The sequence below is a fragment of the Arenibacter algicola genome, assembly GCF_000733925.1.
Taxonomy (GTDB): Bacteria; Bacteroidota; Bacteroidia; order Flavobacteriales; family Flavobacteriaceae; genus Arenibacter; species Arenibacter algicola.
Window position 1 is genome coordinate 2,159,265 of sequence record NZ_JPOO01000001.1, and the last position, 18,837, is coordinate 2,178,101.

At 39.2% G+C, this 18,837-nt stretch carries 21 protein-coding genes; 4 read left to right on the top strand and 17 right to left on the bottom strand.

From position 1 onward, the window contains the following. The first annotated feature begins 165 nt into the window (after window positions 1–165). The 3 genes from U735_RS0109155 (at window position 166) to cls (ending at window position 3,189) form a co-directional block, all read left to right on the top strand. Entirely contained in the window at window positions 166–711 is a 546-nt protein-coding gene (locus U735_RS0109155) for a hypothetical protein (protein ID WP_146032800.1), read from the top strand. Between the two features lie 252 nt (window positions 712–963). Further along, complete coding sequence (locus U735_RS0109160) at window positions 964–1,515, top strand: hypothetical protein (RefSeq protein WP_031443538.1); 552 nt, start codon at window positions 964–966, stop codon at window positions 1,513–1,515. Between the two features lie 261 nt (window positions 1,516–1,776). Continuing rightward, complete coding sequence (cls, locus tag U735_RS0109165; protein ID WP_031443539.1) at window positions 1,777–3,189, top strand: cardiolipin synthase; 1,413 nt, start codon at window positions 1,777–1,779, stop codon at window positions 3,187–3,189. Here the strand turns inward: cls and U735_RS0109170 are convergent. From U735_RS0109170 to U735_RS0109215, 10 genes are all read right to left on the bottom strand, one after another. Next, window positions 3,184–4,191, bottom strand: a complete 1,008-nt coding sequence (locus tag U735_RS0109170; RefSeq protein ID WP_031443540.1) for a 2-hydroxyacid dehydrogenase — start codon at window positions 4,189–4,191, stop codon at window positions 3,184–3,186. The two genes, cls and U735_RS0109170, sit on opposite strands and share 6 nt — an antisense overlap. Then, a complete protein-coding gene (locus tag U735_RS0109175) occupies window positions 4,172–4,828 on the bottom strand; it encodes a hypothetical protein (RefSeq protein WP_031443541.1) in 657 nt (218 codons plus the stop codon). The genes U735_RS0109170 and U735_RS0109175 overlap by 20 nt, the downstream gene beginning before the upstream one ends. A gap of 100 nt (window positions 4,829–4,928) precedes the next feature. Continuing rightward, window positions 4,929–5,357 carry a hypothetical protein gene (locus tag U735_RS0109180; RefSeq protein ID WP_034248129.1) on the bottom strand — a complete coding sequence of 143 codons (429 nt, stop codon included), beginning with the start codon at window positions 5,355–5,357 and terminating at the stop codon, window positions 4,929–4,931. A gap of 69 nt (window positions 5,358–5,426) precedes the next feature. Next, a complete protein-coding gene (locus U735_RS0109185; RefSeq protein ID WP_031443543.1) occupies window positions 5,427–6,797 on the bottom strand; it encodes an MBL fold metallo-hydrolase RNA specificity domain-containing protein in 1,371 nt (456 codons plus the stop codon). A 3-nt stretch (window positions 6,798–6,800) separates the two neighbouring features. Next, a complete protein-coding gene (locus U735_RS0109190; RefSeq protein WP_031443544.1) occupies window positions 6,801–7,646 on the bottom strand; it encodes an ATP cone domain-containing protein in 846 nt (281 codons plus the stop codon). Between the two features lies 1 nt (window position 7,647). Then, on the bottom strand, window positions 7,648–8,547 hold the full coding sequence (locus U735_RS0109195; RefSeq protein WP_031443545.1) for a mechanosensitive ion channel family protein: 900 nt from the start codon (window positions 8,545–8,547) through the stop codon (window positions 7,648–7,650). Between the two features lie 71 nt (window positions 8,548–8,618). Then, window positions 8,619–9,032, bottom strand: a complete 414-nt coding sequence (locus tag U735_RS0109200) for a hypothetical protein (protein WP_031443546.1) — start codon at window positions 9,030–9,032, stop codon at window positions 8,619–8,621. Window positions 9,033–9,045: 13 nt separating this feature from the next. Beyond that, window positions 9,046–9,891: a universal stress protein gene (locus U735_RS0109205; protein ID WP_031443547.1), complete on the bottom strand. Its 846-nt coding sequence runs from the start codon at window positions 9,889–9,891 to the stop codon at window positions 9,046–9,048. 62 nt (window positions 9,892–9,953) lie between these two features. After that, entirely contained in the window at window positions 9,954–10,799 is an 846-nt protein-coding gene (locus U735_RS0109210; RefSeq protein WP_031443548.1) for a universal stress protein, read from the bottom strand. 10 nt (window positions 10,800–10,809) lie between these two features. Further along, entirely contained in the window at window positions 10,810–11,646 is an 837-nt protein-coding gene (locus U735_RS0109215) for a universal stress protein (RefSeq protein WP_031443549.1), read from the bottom strand. A 179-nt stretch (window positions 11,647–11,825) separates the two neighbouring features. Here U735_RS0109215 and trxA point away from each other — a divergent pair, with 179 nt between their 5' ends. Then, window positions 11,826–12,125, top strand: a complete 300-nt coding sequence (trxA, locus tag U735_RS0109220) for a thioredoxin (protein WP_031443550.1) — start codon at window positions 11,826–11,828, stop codon at window positions 12,123–12,125. A 44-nt stretch (window positions 12,126–12,169) separates the two neighbouring features. Here trxA and U735_RS0109225 read toward each other — a convergent pair whose 3' ends face one another. The 7 genes from U735_RS0109225 to U735_RS0109255 all read right to left on the bottom strand — a co-directional run bounded on the left by U735_RS0109225 (window position 12,170) and on the right by U735_RS0109255 (window position 18,832). Next, window positions 12,170–13,009: a universal stress protein gene (locus tag U735_RS0109225; RefSeq protein WP_031443551.1), complete on the bottom strand. Its 840-nt coding sequence runs from the start codon at window positions 13,007–13,009 to the stop codon at window positions 12,170–12,172. A 134-nt stretch (window positions 13,010–13,143) separates the two neighbouring features. Then, a complete protein-coding gene (locus U735_RS0109230) occupies window positions 13,144–14,004 on the bottom strand; it encodes a universal stress protein (RefSeq protein ID WP_031443552.1) in 861 nt (286 codons plus the stop codon). 164 nt (window positions 14,005–14,168) lie between these two features. Continuing rightward, window positions 14,169–15,020, bottom strand: a complete 852-nt coding sequence (locus U735_RS0109235) for a universal stress protein (protein WP_232233211.1) — start codon at window positions 15,018–15,020, stop codon at window positions 14,169–14,171. Continuing rightward, window positions 15,020–15,883, bottom strand: a complete 864-nt coding sequence (locus U735_RS0109240) for a universal stress protein (RefSeq protein ID WP_031443554.1) — start codon at window positions 15,881–15,883, stop codon at window positions 15,020–15,022. The genes U735_RS0109235 and U735_RS0109240 overlap by 1 nt, the downstream gene beginning before the upstream one ends. Window positions 15,884–15,900: 17 nt before the next feature. Continuing rightward, on the bottom strand, window positions 15,901–16,746 hold the full coding sequence (locus U735_RS0109245; protein WP_031443555.1) for a universal stress protein: 846 nt from the start codon (window positions 16,744–16,746) through the stop codon (window positions 15,901–15,903). A 95-nt stretch (window positions 16,747–16,841) separates the two neighbouring features. Beyond that, on the bottom strand, window positions 16,842–17,678 hold the full coding sequence (locus U735_RS0109250) for a universal stress protein (RefSeq protein WP_031443556.1): 837 nt from the start codon (window positions 17,676–17,678) through the stop codon (window positions 16,842–16,844). 101 nt (window positions 17,679–17,779) lie between these two features. Beyond that, entirely contained in the window at window positions 17,780–18,832 is a 1,053-nt protein-coding gene (locus U735_RS0109255; RefSeq protein WP_031443557.1) for a response regulator, read from the bottom strand. Between the last annotated feature and the right edge of the window lie 5 nt (window positions 18,833–18,837).

The window sequence follows — 18,837 nt, forward strand, 5'->3', positions numbered from 1 at the left end:
TATGCAATGACTTGGTCAAACCCATTAAATTTTAGGGAAATGTACTAAAAAGGAACCTCTTGCTTTAATTGCGGGCAAAATAAATATTGAATAATGTTAAAAAAAGCCATATCTTGAATAAGCAAAAAAAGCTATAAAATATAGCCAACCATTAACATGCCCATTATGAAATTAAATAGATTCTTTTTAACCGTGGCCACGGTTATTGTAGTGTTCATATCCAGTGAAAATGTATTTTGCCAGACCACGGATATCGCGGTTGTGGATAGTACTTCCAAAACAGAAAATAGATTAAAATTCGGTTTAGGGTTTGGCTTGAGCTTTGTTGGGGGGACAAACATTAGTTTAGCACCCAATTTAATATATGAAGTAAGCGATAAGGTGAGTCTAGGTGGTGGAATCCAGGGCAGTTATACCTCTATCAAAGATTTGCAGAATACCACAACTTTCGGGGCGAACATCATAACCCAGTATAGGCCGATCAGACAACTTACGACCTTGTTGGAATTCGCCCAGCTCAAGGTGAATACCAAAACAGAAACATCTACTGGAAAAGTTACCGATGATTATTGGGACTCTGCACTCTTCGTTGGTCTAGGTTGGAATATTAACGAAAAAATATCCGTTGGGGCAAAGTACAATCTACTGTACAAGAAAGATGAAAGTGTATATACCAGCCCCATACTTCCGTTTGTAAATATTACTTTTTAGAAGAGCGGTAACTTAGGTAGGCCTTGAAGTTTTAATTGTACAAGCCCAAAAGCTGTCCTATTTACTAATACACCTTGTATAATTATAACACGGCTCCTAAACGGGATCAGCTCGTAATATCCCAGATATTAACATTTTTTAAGATTTATTTTAAATCTGAAGTTAAGATAGCATATAAATTGGAAAATCCTGCTGTTTCATTAAAGTACACCTACCAATAAATTTGTAAGTGTATTCTTTAATTACTTCGTTATGAAAAAAATGAATTTTTATCCCAAAACTTGGCAAGTGGTTCCTCTGCTATCCGATAGGTATCTATTGGATTCTGATGGAAAATGTATAAAGGATTTGGTGCTGCGGAATATCTATGCCACGGATATGAAAGTGTCCGAAATGGATTTGAACATTACTAAGTTTTCTGCTATAGATAGTAGAGGACAGGAGCATTTTATTGCAGACTTTCCAGGTCAGGCTTCCATACCTATCAAAGGTATGCATACCGGACTTTTTCTAAAATCCAAAAGCGTCCTTAGCCTGGAACCGGGCTCTTACAGTACGTTCAGATTCTATCTTGCCAAAACTGGGAGTAGAATTATCTATAGTGATAGATATCAAGAACGGGCGGACGGAATTAAGTTTCTGGACTTCGAGATAGTGAACGGACTGGCCATTGTAGGGGAGGAGTCGCCGGAAGCCATTCTCCGGTTCGATTTTGCGCCTTTTAAAACAATGGGAATTTTCAAGTCTATTGCACAGCTTTTTAAAGGCCCAGGCATAATTGCGGGCAAGCTTGCTCACTCATAGGACTAGAAATACATAAAAACCTTTGATTATTGGACAAAACTAATTTCCAGCAATGTTTGGAACTAAATAATAAGGACAATAAAGAATCCTCAAGACAAAACATTTATGTTTTGAGGGTTTTATATTACCATTCACTGCTACAATAGGATAGCTATATATAGCTCAAAGCTATCAATAGCTGATAATTATCATAGTTAAAACACAACAATTCCCGAAATTTGTTCATTGTACTTATCCAAGTCAACAAACTAAAAGGGAAACATGTGGAATGCTATTTTTCTTAGTCTTTATTTGCTTATTGCCTTAATCATTATCATAAGTATCCTTTTGCACGGTGCCAAACCTTCAAAAAGTTTGGCCTGGCTTCTGGCCATTTTTACCATTCCCGTGGGCGGGATGTTCCTTTATCTTCTTTTGGGAAGAAATCGAAGAAAAAATAAGTTGTTGAAATTAAAAAAGAAGGCTTTTTTAAATTTGCCGGAGCCCTTAATGCAGCACATGGCTTCCATGAGCGGGAAATACCAAAAACTCATGACCTTGGTATATCGAAATTCACATTTCCCGCCAACAGACAGTAATGAACTGCAACTATTGAAAGATGGAAAAACGACCTTCGAATCTATCTTCGAATCTTTGGAGAACGCCCAATACCGTATACATCTACAATACTACATTTTTGAAGAAGGGGAACTAACAGAAAGGCTATTGCAGCTTTTTGAGCGTAAAATTACGCAAGGGGTGGAGGTAAGAATGATTTATGACGGTATTGGCAGCTTTTCATTAAGTAAGGTCTATTTAAGAAAATTAACAACTATTGGGGTAGAGGTATATCCTTTTCTGCCTTTCAAGTTCGGGCGTTTTTTTTCGTCCTTAAACTATAGAAATCATAGAAAGATTATTGTGGTAGATGGCAAGGTGGCATTTACCGGCGGAATAAACGTATCGGATAAATATTTGAAAGGCGATCTGGAACTGGGCAATTGGCACGATATGCACCTAAGACTGGAAGGTACGGCGGCAAGTCATTTGGATTTTGTTTTTGCAATGGATTGGTACCTGGTTTGTCAAAAGACTATTGCTGTGCTACCCTTGGATACGGATAAAGCTGCAATTGATGAAAATGAAGGTAAACTTGTGCAAATCGTTTCCGGGGGACCTGATGACGATTTTCCTTCTTTGGAACAAACCTACTTTACAATAATCAATAAGGCGAAGAATTATCTGTTTATTACCAATCCGTATGTAATTCCTGGACAGGCTGTAATGCAGGCCTTGCAGACCGCTGCACTGGGAGGTGTGGATGTACGTTTAATGGTTTCAGAAAATGCGGATAACAAAATAGTAAGTTGGAGTGTGCGGTCCTATTTTGAACCCCTTCTTAAATCCGGGGTGAAGATCTATTTATTTCCCGACGGATTTTTGCACAGTAAGATCATTGTTAGTGATGATGCTATAGCTACCATAGGCACGGCCAATTTGGATGATAGGAGTTTTGAACAGAATTATGAGGTAAATGCCATTGTTTACGACACCTCTTTTGCCCAGTTATTGAAGGAAGACTTTCTTAAGGATGCATATTCAAGTAGAATGTTGGTCTATGAAGTCCATATAAAAAGACCATGGGGAGAAAAGCTAAAGGAAGGTTTTGGAAAATTGTTTAGTCCGTTGCTATGAACTAATGGTTTCAAGGACCAATTCGTTTTTGGACGGTTTACCTTCTTCCCAGCTATTCAGATTTTCAAAGGTAACTTCGGCAATATTGGTCAAGGCCTCTTTGGTAATAAATCCTTGGTGGGGTGTAAGCAGCACATTGGGAAAGGACAATAACTTCATTAATTGGGTGTCTTTGATTCCATCTTTAGAATTGTCCTTAAAGAACGATCCTATTTCCTTTTCATAAACATCTGTGCAGTAACCACCAATTGCTTTTTTTTCCAGGGCATTTATCAAGGCTTTAGTCTCCACTAAGGCTCCTCTTGCCGTATTTATCAAAATAACCCCTGGTTTCATTAGGGCCAATTTTTGTTTGTCTATTAAATAGTAGTTCTCTTGGGAGAGCGGAATGTGAAGGCTTATTATATCCGATTGTTTGCAAAGCTCGTCCAAAGAAGTGTAGGTAAGATCATATTGTTGTACAAGTCTATAATCGGGTTTAAGGTCATTGGCCAATATCTTGCAACCAAAACCGTTCATGATCTTCGCCATTACACTGCCAATTTTACCGGTCCCAACAATGCCTACGGTCTTTTTGTTCAAATCGAAACCCATCAGGTTGCTTTGCAGAAAATTATAGGCATGTACCTGCCTATCCACTAAAATAATCTTCCGGTTAAGGGCCTGTAATTGGGCTATCGCATGTTCGGCAATGGAGTAGGGGGAATACTCCGGAACATTGGCTACCTTAATCCCAAATTTATGTGCTGTTTTAAGATGCACGTTGTTGTATCCAGCCGAACGCAAGCTAATATAACGAACTCCCAGATCCGATAGGTTTTCCAATACTAAAGAGGAGGCATCATCACCGGAAAATATGGATACTGCCATATGCCCAACAGCTTGGATCGCTGTCTCGGAATTTAAGGCATCTGTTGTATAGGTTACCTTATGGATCTTGTTATTGGCGTTATTTAAAAAAGGGATTTCAAAATCTTTAGCACTATAGACCAGTAATTTCATTTTTTTCTTCTTTAATAAAAATTAGATCTTGGTCCTCCATAGCCATAACAACTAGCTTTATGTAATCTTTGATAGTTTTTTGTATGTTTTGGGGGTCGGAGATGTCTATACTTCCCCTCCAGATCATAGACCTTTCCTTGCCTTCACAAATACAATACAGTGTAGTCTCCGCATGGTATACGGTAAATTTATCGTAATATCCTTGATCGTAATAGATGTCTTGGTGACTTAGATAATCGTCATTAAATCTTCCTTGGTAATTGTTCCATCTGGAAATGGATTTCAAAAAGCTTTCCTTGTCCTCGGAACCAACTACTTTGGTAAAAAGTATGGCATCAAAGTCTTTGTCCAGTAGACTTTGTTCCACATCATCAAGTTCCTTTTCGGTCTTACGGGTATCGGTAAAGGAAACATCAAAAACATCAAGGCTGCGCATTGCATCAACATTTCTTTTGCTAAACTCTTTCAGCATGCTTGTTTCGAAATCCGTTCTGGCTTCCTCGTTTGATGCCATACCTACTATCAACACCTTATTGGCATGGAAGAGCACAATGTCCGGGTTTTTCCAGTTTTCCACCAAACTCGTGGAAGAACATCCCGTTAGTAATATTGCGAGTAGAATTAATGCTTTTTTCATGGTATAAACCTTTGTTTTAATAGTTTTTTCTAATTTCAGGAATGGTTGTGAAGGTAGTGGATGTGTTGATGAATTAATATGACGTTGGTCAGTTGTGCAATCATTTCCTTTCTGGTTCGTTCATTATAAAAATGCTCCCGGTATAATTGAAAATTTCGCCTTTCAGATTTTGGTAATCCCTCTGACATTCATCCACGTTCACTTGAAGACTATCATTTTTTTTAACGTCGTCCGCACTAATGGAGCTGTCCGCTATATCCAACTCATTGCCCAAATTGTTTTCGTGCAATGAAATTTGAGATCTTACAGCCGCATTTCTTTTTTCGATAACCTGCAAACGGGTTTTGTAATCCTGTAGACGTTCAAAGAGGTTAGGGATGTTGGGCTTAAAGGCATTGGAATCCAATAGGCGTTTTATAAAAACAATTTCGTCATCCATTAATTGAAACTTCAATTTCCATTGCTGGATTTTCCAATGCAAAAGGGCAATTTTCCTCCCGTTATCTGTGACCGTATTTTTCTTTTCCATTTTTTTTTGGATCTTGGATAAAGTTATGAACTTTTAAAAATCCCTGCTATGAGATTTGTCATCTCCATTCTAGATGAAAATTTTTTGTATTTCATTGAGTTTTGGAATCTGTACGTTCCAACCATGAACATCCCTGATCTTTACTCTAAAGGCATCAAGGGAAGTAGGTTCCCCATGGATAAGGAAAACTGTTTCGGGAATATTGTCGATTTCCTCCATCCAATGCAACAACTCGCTTTGATCGGCATGGGCGGATAGACTTTCCAAATGATGGATTTTTGCCTTAACGGGATAGTATTTTCCAAACAGCTTTAGTTCAAAGGCCCCTTCCAATAGTTGGCGTCCGCGGGTTCCTTCTGCTTGGAACCCCACTAATAAAACCGATGTAGATGCTATGTCTATCAGCTGTTTTAGATAGGTAAGTACCCTGCCTCCTGTTACCATTCCGCTTCCGGCAATTACAATTTTAGATCTGGGATCGTCGATGGTCTTCCATGTGTCGGCATAGGAGGTTATAATATTGAAGTGATTGCACATGGCATGGTACTCGTTCATAGGTAGTTTATGCCAATGTGGAAATTGTTCAAATACGGACAACACATTGTTGCCCATGGGGCTATCTATAAAAATAGGGATATTTGGGATCTTGTTTTTTTTATACAACTGCCAAAGTAGATACATTAGCGATTGTAGTCGCTCCACGGCAAAGGATGGGATGATGAGATTTCCCCTCTCCCCAATGGTTGTTTTTATGAGATCGCTGAGTTTTCCTTCTACGTCTTCTTTAGGATGCAATTTATTCCCATAGGTGCTTTCCACAAAAAGATAATCGGCCCATTTTGGACGTACCGGGGCTTCCAATAGATCATCATGTAATCTACCAACGTCCCCAGAAAAAACAAATAGTTTCCCGAAGACCTCCAATTCAATGTAGGTCGCCCCTATGATATGACCATTATATCGGTATTTGAGGCGAATGTGCTCTGAGAGCGTAATCCATTCTTCCTTTTCCATGGATTGAAACAAACTTATGGTACGTTCGGCGTCTTTTACGGTGTAAAAAGGGAGTGCTGGGTCGTGCTTGCTGTACCCTTCCTTATTGGCCTGATCGGCTTCTTCTTCGTGAATCTTGGCACTGTCCAAAAGAATTATTCGGGCAATTGCCAAAGTGGGAGCTGTGCCCAAAATTTTACCTCTAAAGCCTTCCTTTTGTAATCTGGGCAGGTATCCTGTATGGTCCAGATGTCCATGGGTCAAAAGCACCATGTCTATTTTTGAGACATCTATGGGCAAGGGATTCCAGTTTTGTTGTCGCAGTTCCTTTATCCCTTGGAACATTCCGCAATCTATCATCAGATTCAATTCAGGGGTCTCCAAATAGAATTTAGAGCCTGTTACGGTTCCGGAAGCGCCCAGGAAATGTATTTTGATTGTATTCATGTTTTAATGATTGCAAAGCTGTTTAATCTCGTTCAGGATTTTTTCTTTCCTGGTACTGGAGATTCCCAAATGATCCAAAAAAAACTTATCCTTCCAAAGCTGCCTACATAAGACCACATCCCTACTCAATAAAAACTGTTTTTCCCTATTGCTGAGCAGGGTAGAAACGGTGATGGGGTAAAGTCCTAAACGATCTATACGGTCCTTAAGACCATCATTCAATGGTAGATCCCAGCTTAGTAAATACAATCCTGCACATTTTCCATAAGTGGAGGCATCGCTGGTAAAACGCGTGTTGGTTACCACCCAGCCTTTATCCAGTTCCCTATGTTCATTTTTCTTGGTGGCCCAATGTGCTTTTACATCGTTATATCTGGAATGGATATAGAGGGGGATCTTAACATTGCAGTTACGCCCTTCTTCCGAGTGGAACTTACATTCTATAACAGTGACAGTTCCATTTTTTTCCGCAACAACATCAATTTCATGTGTTACACAGATACCGTTCATTATTTGATCTACACTAGTATGGTAGCCAGAATATTCCAGAATGGCGGCCACAAAACGTTCAAAGGGAAAGCCTGTTGGCCCCAATTCGTAAATGGCTTTTTTTAGTTTGTATTTTGAAGCAAAGATGGATTTGTTTTTTTTCAGTAGGGAATAGGCCCTGTTATATATCTCATTGGTAGATATGCCTTCATATAACTCATCCTTTACCTGGTCTACAATTTGTTCCACAAGATTATGGTCGGCCCCACTGTGTTTAAGGGATTTACGCAGTTTGTCCAAAGAAAATTTGGCCCGTTCCCCTGAGGATTTTAGAATTTCAATGTCCAATTCCTTTTTCATATCATTGCTTTAGATGAATATCCAATTCCGGTATTTTTAGAAGCTGCAAGGTGGTGGAAGCCAATTTTACTTTGTCATCCGTAGCCATAAGGGCCTGTACTATTTGCTCGAACAGTTCGTGCTTTGTTATCCGCCTTAACTTATAATCCGTAATATACCTTAGATTTATGGCTATCCAATTATCTGTTGGACTAATGGCCAAGGTTGGGGCAATAGTGGCATTTTCTATATAATAATGCTCCACCATTTCCTCCCACCTTGCTATAGAATTCTTGGTGTATTCGGAAAGGAAATCAGTGGCCTTTTCCATTACTATTTTTTTTGCCAGTGCAACATCCGAATCATAGGTTATAAGTATATTGAGTTCATCCCAAACAAATGGAAAATCCATGGAATAGTTCTTAATAGGACCTTTAAAAACAAAGGCGTTGCTGATCTTGACAATCCTACCAGAATAATTGTCACTACTTACCCATTCCCCAATCTCCATTAGGGTGGTATAGATGCTATCTATATCAATTACATCCCCTTTAATGCCATTAATTTCAATACGGTCTCCAGGTTTATAGACCTTTACAAAAAAGATATAGAAAGATCCCGCAATACTTAGGATCAATTCTTGGAGGGTAAAGGTTATTCCAGCAGTGAACAGGCCTATGATAATGGTGTAATCTTTAATGTTTTCTACCGTAAATGCCATTAGGATCAATAGCGAAATTAGAACGTAGCCAATAATTTCTACTCCTTTTTGCGCCTTGTATCTAACCGAAACATTATCTATTCTTCTTTTTAGTACCCTACGAAGAAACCCAATAAAGATTATTATGGCCAGTATCCACAACAAAAGTTTGATAATCTTCAATACTAATGGGTCGTTAAAAAAGTCCAAGAGACTGTTCATGGGCAATGGATTTAAATAAGACCGCCTAAACAAAAATTGTTTTGGCGGTCTCCCAATTAAAAATTAACCAACTATTTTTTTTGGCCAAAAAAGTCCCTTACCAAGGCTTTGGTCTGGTTCTCGGTCATGCTATCGGCTTTGGCGACGGCTTTTACTCTTTCTGCAAGTCCTTTGTGGTGTTCCAGCAGTTCTTTTCTAAACTTCTCATTGGTATCTGCCGGGCCAAAAAGCGCTATGGCATCTGCATCACCAATGGCGTCCGCGAGTTTTTTAAAATATGATTTTAATTGTGCTTTCTCCCTTTCCAGATAGGTGCGCTCGTGTGTAACATCTTGGGTTACACCGGATTTTACCCTAGGTCCAGAGGTACCCTTGCGGTTAAAAAATTCCATCTCCGAAAAAATGGTTTCCAATTTCTCTTCTTTGTTATCCAAACGGATAATATGGGCTTTTTCCCTATCCATCCATATTCCAATATTTTTCATAATACAATGTTTTTTAAGATTCGTTCAGAGCCAAAATAGGAACAGTGGCATCATAACCAATTTCCTTCACCAATGGTCTGGAAAATATACTATTGAACAAAAAATGTTTTTTGTTGATGAACGCGATCATGTCGCTGTTCCTACTTTCTACAAAAGAGGTTAATCCCCGGGCGACGTCCTTATCCGTCAGGGTATGGAAGCTATGGTCAACACTTTCGAGGATGTCGTCCAAGAGTTTTTTGCGGGCTTCTTGGTCTTCGGCGAGCGTAGTTTTTTTCGTAAAGTGTACAACGCGTATCGCCGTATTGTGCATCATGGCCATCTCTATCAAATAATTCAATTCCTTTCGGCTAAAGGTGGATTTGTAATTAGTAGGAAAGACAATTTCTTTGGGAGTGGAAAACCGAAGTTCATCTGGGATGGCCATTACTGGGCACTCCCTTATTGTCTCCATGGCATTTACAGTATTGCTACCAAAAATGATTCCTTTGGCACCCGTAGCTCCCTGTGTACCCATGATTACAAGGTCTATATCTTTGCTCGCAATGGTCTGTTTTATGGCCTCAGAAAGAAAATTAAAGGATGAAATTGTATGATAACTATGTTTTGGGTTGTCATGGTGAAGCTCCAGCATGTCCAATAGCTTGGCAAAAGCCACCTCAGATGCTTCTTTGGCAGCTTCGTATTCCGCACTGCCCGGTTCTGGCAGAATTAAGGTACTTGTGGTGTAATTATCCAAGCGGAAGATGTTCAAAAAATAGAATTCGCAGTTAAGCTTTGCATAAAGGTCCAAGGCATAGCGTGTGGCGTTCAACGCATTTTTGGAGAAATCGGTAGGAATTAGTATTCTTTTGTCCATGACAATGCTTCTTTAGTTTTATTAAATATAATAGGCTTTAGTGACAGTTTCTATGACAATGGTCATTCTTGGGAGGGGAGAATTAAGAATGGGATATCGGAATACATGCTTAAGTCTTTTACTACTGGTTCACGGGTAAGCTTTTCAAAAAGATTGCGCTTTTCATGTACCATGGCGAACAAATCCACTTTTAGTTTTTCCAAAAAAATATCTATTACCTTCGCTTTGTCGTCAAAATTTTTGATCCATTGGAATGAATGGCCAACATGACTTAGACCATCTTCCAATTTTTTTCTATTCTCCTCCTGGGTCTTGTTCAGAATATGTTGTTCCTGAACGTGTACGACCCTAATGGACGCTTTGGACAAAGAGGCAAAATATAGCAGTTGATCTATAGTTTTTTGACCACAGTCCTTTCTCAAGTCAGTTACAAACGCGATTTCCTTTATTGGGTGGAAATCCATTTCGCCGGGAATGGCCAGTAATGGGCATTTGAGATTATCGGCCACCCTAATGGTATTGCTTCCAAAAAATACATCGGTAGCTTCTGTAAGTCCTTTGTTCCCCATGGTTACCAAATGGATCTTAAGTTCCCCTATTTTTTGCGCTATGATATTTACCAAGTCCCCTTTTTGGGATATGGTCTTGAAGGTATGAAGGGGATTCTCATTGTCCAAGACTATCTTGTGCTTGGTGTGTGTTAATTTTTCCTTGGACTTAGATTCCATTTCCTTTAGGTGCTTTTTAATATTTAGTATTGGAAGTTTTTTGCCTGGGGCTATGGTAAGTTCCGAATAGGTGTTAAGAATGTAAAAGGTACATTTTTCCGATGCTAAAAGTTTTGTTACGTAGAACAGGGCACAATAGGCATTATTGGAAAAATCGGTGGCAACAAGTATATTCTTCATTATCTATGAATTAAAATTGTGGAATTACCATAAAGGGTATAGTGACGTGGAAACCTATTTTTTTGATAACAGGTTCAATAAAAAGTCGCTCCATAAAAGTATGTTTGTTCTGAACCATGACCAGCAGGTTGATTTTTTCTTTGGCCTGGAAAGCATTGATGGCGTCTATAATTTCATTGTTGGGGACATCATGGAACAATGCCTTGTTGCCCAAAATCTTTTCGAGGCCTTTCTTTTGCTTTTCTTGATCCGGAGTCAGTTTATAGCCTGTGGATACGTGTAAAACATTTATTTGGGACCCATATTCATTGGCTATGTCCAAAAGTGGAGTCAACTTCTCCTTTTTGTATACAATTTCATAGTCAGTTGGGAATAATATTTCCAACGGATTCTCGTACTCAAAATTAGGGGGTACCACTAACACGGGGCAATTGGCTTTTCTTATGACATGTACCGTATTTGTTCCAAATAGGATTTCCTTGGCCCCTGTGGCTCCTGTGGTGCCCATTACTACCAAATGTATACCTTCAGATTCTACGGTTTCCATAACTTCGTTCACCAGGGTGTTAAAGGCAGTGTGAACAATAAAGCTATGATTAGGGTTAATATATTCCTTTTCCAAGCGACTTTTGAGTTTTTCCAGTTGGGTCATGGAGGTTTCCTGCATTACATCGCCCAAGCCGATCAGACCCGGACTTCCAACCAGGTATTCCGCGTTGTACACTGGTGGCATATAGGTATGCATTAAATAGAATTTACATTTTACATTTTTGAAAATCTTCAAAGCGTAGCTAATGGCCTTAATGGAATTGTCTGAAAAATCAGTGGGAAGCAATATTTTTTTCATAGTGTTTTATACATTGGTACGGTAAATCTAAAGAGGAAGAATTTTGAAAACCATGATATTGGTCAGTTCCATATTCTCTTTGTTTAGGTAATTTTACTCGATAATCCAGATTTGAACCTGCAGACCGCCTTTAGATGCTTTCCTGCTCCGAGATAGTTTACTTTTAAAAAAATAAAATTATGAAAGATAGTTTTAGCAATATTATCAATTCTGAAACCCCTGTTCTGGTCGATTTTCATGCGGATTGGTGCGGACCCTGTAAAATGCTGGCACCTATTTTAAAACAGGTCAAGGAGGAAATGGGGAATGCCCTGAAAATTGTAAAGATCGATGTGGACAAGAATCAATCCTTGGCCAGTACTTATCAAGTAAGGGGGGTACCTACCATGGTGTTATTTAAAAATGGGAAGCAGGTTTGGCGACAATCTGGCGTGCTTCAAAAGAACGACATAGTGAGGGTTGTTCAACAGCATATTTAAAGGGCGGTAACTAGGACTCGCCCAATTATCGAAATCCAGCAGTCTTATTCGTGTACTATTAGAAATGGAATCTTGGTATGGTAACTTATTTTTTCGACAGCCGGTTTAAACAGGATGCGTTCCAAGAAGTTTAGGTTCTTGGCTACCATGACCAGCATATCCAAATCCCTGCTTTCTACAAATGCTTGTACCGCGTCGTCCAAATTCTTTATGGTAAGGGTATGAAAGGAATGTTCGTTTTCCCTAAAATAATTTTTTATAAATTCCTTATTCTTTTTCTGAAGATCGATGAGGTCTTTTCCTTTTTGGGAAACATATAGGAAGCGAAGGGCAGAGCTGTGCATTACAGCAAGTTCCTTGATATGGTTCAGGACCTTTATATCATAGCTTAACTGAAAATCTGTAGGAAACCCTATTTCTCGCGGGGTATTGTATTCTGCGTCTTCGGGCACTGCCAGAACAGCGCATCGTACTTTTGTTAGAACATTACCGGTATTGCTGCCCAAGGAAACAGCTTTAAGGCCGGTGGCTCCTTTGGTTCCCATGATGATCAGGTCAATATTTTTATCCTGTACTTCCTGCTTAATATGATCGGTAAAAAATCCGTACAACGCCGATGTCTTAAAGGTATGTTTGGTGTTAAGGGGCAGGCGTTCAATCTCTTTAAGCAAATTTTCCAATTTTTCCTTACTTTCCTTTAGGATGGTTTCCTCCAATATTTCAGGAGAAACGTACATGGCGGCTTCACCACCGGAATTGTAGGAAATGGGATTTATATGAATAATATGAAAAGTACATCTGGTTTTAGAGTACAATGCCGTACCATATTTAATGGCATTCCAAGCATTGTCAGAGAAGTCGGTAGGTATCAATATATTTTTCATAAATGTTATTTTAACGGTTCAATATGGTTTGGTTTTGTTGGTTGAATTCAGTGAACTAAAATTAATTGCTCTATAATTGTTGCCCTATGACATATATCATGTGGGCCGTAATTGTTGTAAAATGGTAGCAACGTTTAGGGTTCTATCAGGGGAAATATTAAAAAAGGTACTTCCGTATTGAAGGCTACCCGCTTTATAACATTTTCTTTGGTTAACTTCTCAAAGAAACTGTGCCAATAATTTACCATGGCAATCATTCCTATATTTTCATTTTCATGGGTATAGCCATTTATGGCCCCAGAAATAGAAGTATGTCCTTTAATCTCTTCAAAACCGTGATTTAGGCCAAAGAACCTTTTGGGCAATGTATCTTTGGCTGTTTGTTGATGGGGTTGCAATTCCTTGCCCGTATCAATATGTACGATGGTGATTTTGGAGTTCCATAATTTTGCCAATCCTATGAGCGGTACCAGTTCTACCTCACTGTAAATATGTTCAAAATTTGTGGCAAAGGCTATTTCGTCAGGAAGATCAAAATCATAATTTTCAGGAACGGCAATGATAGGGCAGAAGTCTATTTTCTGAATAATCCTTACCGTGTTGCTGCCCATAAATACCTCTTTCAGAGCGGAGGAACCTTTGGTTCCCATAAAAATATATTGTATGCCTTTATCGATAGTGGTTCTTCCTATGGCATTTACCAAGGAATCGGCGATACTTAATCCCTTAAAAGAGTGCTTAGTATTTTTATTTGCGGATTCCAGTTCGTCTATTAGGGATTTCATGTCTCTCTGGGATTCATCCTTTATTGCCCTAAATAGGCGAGTGTCCTTTGCCTTTCCCATGGTACTGCTCAAATTGGATGCCCCAACTTCAAAGGCATGCAAAATATGAAATACACAATCTACCTTTTCAAAAAGGTAAATGGCGTAGTCTATGGCATTCCGCGCGTTTGCCGAGAAGTCCGTGGGCAGTAGTATATGTTTTGCTTTCATTTGTTTGTTTTTATAGCTTTTAGTGGTCACTGCAGCTTTAGAGTTTCATTCAAGAGGGTGTAAGCTGTAATGATTAAAAGTGTTATTACCCTTAGGGTATAATAATTTTCTGAATCATGTATGTACCATCTTTTTTATAGTTAAACGGCTTTTATTTGCCCTTCCTATGACTGCTCGGGTAGGAACAAGACCGGCACCGTGGAATGAAAGGCTATTTTTTTTATTACGGGCTCATCTATAATTCTTTCCCAAAAGTTATGATGGTACCGCACCATGGTCAATAGATCTGCCCTGGTTTCAGCTACATACTGCTCAACACTTTGTGCAATATTGCCATCGAAGCCAAGTTCATGTAGGCTATAGTTATAACCGGCTAAACGCTCTTCCAAAATTTTTTGGTTTGCTTCCTGGACGTCGTTGAGTAAAAATTCTACTGCCACATGTATCACCTGTATGGTTGCGTTCCAAAGTTTTGTAAGTTCTGTCATGGGCAATAGCTCAAACTTTTCATACTTCCTGGTATAATCCGTAGGGAAGACCAGCGTCTTTAACTTTTGAAAGTTATAGTCCTTGGGAACCACTAAAATGGAAATATTATTAAGTTGTTTTAGGACTTTTACCGTATTGCTGCCCATAAAGATTTCCTTTGCTCCGGTAGCACCTTGAGTCCCCATAACAACGAGGTCTATATCCTTGGTAGAGACTAATTCCTTAACTGCGCCTTCCAAAGTATCGGACTTTGATATGGTTTCAAATTTATGGTTAGGGTTGTTGTGGTTTTCGCTTAAGTAAGACAATATTTTTTCCAATTCCTGAGCAGCATTCAGTGCCAATGAGTCGTAAATGATTCCTAATCTCTGTTGACTTTTTTGCCCTAACATGTTCAAGGCCTTTGGCTCATAGGCATGTAAAATGAGAAATGTACATTTCACATCGGCATAGAGCTTTAATGCTGTAAATATGGCATTCCAGGCATTATCGGAAAAATCTGTCGGCAACAATATCTTTTTCATCATTAAGTTTTTTTAAGGGGTTTTTCCCAACTTTCTGGTATGGCTACAAAGGGTATCCTGGAATGATATCCAATGGAGTCTATAGTAGATTTATTGATCAGCCGATGTAAAAATGTATGTTTGCGGTTCATGATGGCCAGTAGCCCAATTCTATGTTTTTCCACATATTCATGTATGGCATTGGGCATTAATTCGCCCTTGACCTGCTCAAAGCTATGGTCCATGGGCTGAAGGAAAGCGCCCAGGGCTTTTTTATGGGCATTTTGTTTCTCGTTAAGGACAAAATCCTCCTTAACATTCAGTACTATTATTCTAGCCTTTTGCAACTTGGACATTTCTGCCAGAAAACCTAATGCCTCTGGGTCATAAGGCGTGGTGTAATCTGTAGGGAAGACTATGGAATCAATTTCCTTAAAGGCATAACCATTGGGAATGGCCAATACCGGAATCTTGGCTTTTTTGATAACATGGACCGTGTTGGTTCCCAAAAAGATTTCCTTGGCCCCTGTAGCTCCCTGGGTTCCCATGGCAATGATGTCTATTCCCTCTTTTGCGGTAACCTCTTCAATTTCATCGGTTAGAATATTAAAAGATGAAATGGTTTTGAATTGATGGTTTTTGTTAGGCAGGTTCTTTCTTAAATCCCTTAGCGTCTTTTCCAAACCTGCCTGGGCCACCTCTACACCCTTGTCGGGAATGGCACTATTGACCGGACCTCCCATCATATAATCTACCCTGTAAAAAGTAGGGGTATAGGTGTGAAGTATATAGAAAAGACACTTTTCATTTTGGAAATAATTCACCGTATACACGATGGCGTTCCAAGCGTTAGTGGAAAAGTCGGTGGGCAACAAAATTTTTTTCATCCTTACATCTTTTTAAATTATCTAGGTAGATTCTGCATCACCAAAAAAGGTACCTTTAAGCGTAGCCCAATTTCGTCTACCGTTGATCTGTAAAGCATATCTTCCAAGAATGAATGGCGCGAGTTTACCATGACCAAAAGGTTTATGTTATTCTTTTTGATGTAATCCATTATGGCCTCGGCCTTATTCTTAGTGGGGCATATTTCAAAAAACAGGAAGGCGTCTGCCAAAGATTCTTTTAGGAAACGTTGGTTGTCTATCTGTCTGTTGCTTAAATCTTCAAAGTCTGAAATGTAAAGGCAATATATTTCAGATTTAAATTCGGCAGCCAAGGTATTCAGCAACTTCAATTCCCTACGTTTATAGGGCAGCATATAATCTGTGGGAAACAATATCTTTTTTGGCTGATGGTACTTAAAGTCCAAAGGAACAGCGAGTACTGGGCACTGTACGTATTTGAAAACCTGTACCGTATGGCTACCGAAAGTAATTTTTTTGTCCGCTGTCTGTCCTTTTGTACCCATTATTACTAGGTCAACATTTATTTGGTTGGCAAAGTCGTTAACGGCATCGACCAAGGTGTCGAATGCAGACAGGGTTTCGTAAGTGTGTTTTGGATTGTGCTCCCTAGCAGCTAGTTTTTGGATAAGATCTTTTAAGGATTTATCCGTGTTATTCCTAACAGTTTCCTTTTGCTCTTCAAAAGAGGTTTCCCCATTAGTCTTGAACGGACCATAAACCTCATCTGCATAAGCATGTAAAAAGCAGAAGTTGGTGCGTTCACATTTGTAAAGATTCAGTGCATAATCTATGGCATGCATGGCACTGTGGGAAAAATCGGTAGGAATCAAAACTGCTTTCATAGGTTTTCTTTTGTATACCTATCAAAGTTATTGGTAGCGACATATAAAACCTATGACATTTATCAGTAGCCCTATATCAACCCATGGGGGTGCGTTTATTCGTGAAGGACAAGTAAAGGAACCCTCGTCTGAAAACTAATTTTTTTAATGGTGGTGTCGAACAGCAGCTGTTGCAGAAAATTTAGGTTCTTGGCCACCATGATCACCATATCTATTTTCTCACTGACAACAAATTGCTCAATGGCACTTTTGGCCTTTTCATGTTTTAGGTTGTGGATACTATGCGATTTTTCATAAAGTTCCAGCAGATAGTCCTGTAAATAGACCATATTCTGATTTTGGGCTTCATTTAATTGTACACTGGGCTTCGAGACATTAACAACACTTAGGTTGGCTTTGGTGAGACGGAGCATTTTTGAAATCGCCTCCAAAATAGAATGGGAATAGAAATTATTGTAATCGGTAGGAAAGGCAATTTCTTGAGGGATGCACTGCACGGCTTTTTCTGGAATCACCAATAGATTACAGGGTACCTTGGTCATGACATTCCCGGTATTGCTGCCCAAAATGGTTTCTTTTATGCCCGAAGCCCCTTTGGTCCCCAAGACAATTAGATTTATCTTTTTGTCCGATATGGTCTTTCGAATAATATCTATGAGATTTCCATATTCATGGAGGGCGATAAAATTATGGTCCTTGTTGGTGGTAATGGTCTTAATACGTGCAAAGGTATCCTCTAGATTATCCTTAAGGGCCACATTAATACTTTTGGATGGCATAACAAAGGAATTGCTGTCCACACCGGATCTACTTAAAGCATCAACATGGAGTACATAAAAATTACAGGGAGCATCTTTAAACAGCTTTAAGGCATATTCAATTGCGTACCATGAATTTTCGGAAAAATCGGTGGGGAACAGTATATTCTTCATTCAAAATTAAATAGCTACATCCATACAAAACTAAACTTATGGCCATAACTGTAATATGACATTGGTCAGTTTCCAGTAAAAATATAGTGTTAAGAATATCCTTAATTGATGTATTGCAGGGCCTTTAATTCCTTGATACGGATATTTCTACCTTCAATGTCTATAAGCCCTTCTTTTTTGAAACCGGAGAGTGTGCGTATAAGGCTTTCCGTTGCAATGCCGGCTACACTGGCCAAATCGTTCCGGGAAATTTTAATGGGGTCCTCGGTTTTTTTGTTCATTATTTCTGCAAACTGCAACAAGGTTTGGGCGGTTTTCTTACGAACGGAACTATAGGCCATTTGCAACAATTGCTGTTTTATGTCCTTAATATTTCCAGTAAGCAGCTCCATTAGTTCCAGGGAGATATTGTGGTTCTTTTCCAATACCTGCTTCAAATTCTCCTTGGATATCCCGGCCAGTTCCACATCCTCAATGGCGGTTGCCGATTCTTGATAAGGGATATTTTCTATAAAGGAGGTAAATCCCAAAAAGTCGTCTGCCCTATAAAGCGAAGTAATCAATTCCTTTCCGTCCTCGTCCATGGTATGGCATTTTACTACCCCTTTTAGGATAAGATATATTTTATGCGAATAGGTTCCTTCTTGATAGATGGTGCTTCCTTGGAGAAAACTAGTGGGTTCGCCATTATCGTCGAAAAAATTTTTCAACTCGTTCAAGGTGCGTATCTGATCTTCCGGGTTAGCTTGGCCCAGAGATCCTTCCTTGGCCAGACGTCCCAAAAGTTCCACCTTTGCCAATCTACTTTCAATGGCATTTATGAGGTCTTCCTCTTCAAAAGGCTTGGTAAGGTAGTCATCTGCCCCTAAATCCATGCCCTTTCTTATTTCTTTATGTTCCGTTTTGGCAGATAGGAATATAAAGGGAATGTGTTTGGTTTTATCGTTGGATGACAACTCCTTAAGAACGCCATAACCATCCACCTCAGGCATCATTATGTCGCATACGATAATATCCGGCAATTTTTCCTTGGCCATTTGTATACCAATTTTTCCGTTCGGGGCTGTAATCATGGAATAACCTGAAAGCTCCAAAAGCTCTTCGGTATTTTCACGTAGGGCCCTATCGTCCTCGATTAATAGAATTGTCTTCATTGCTC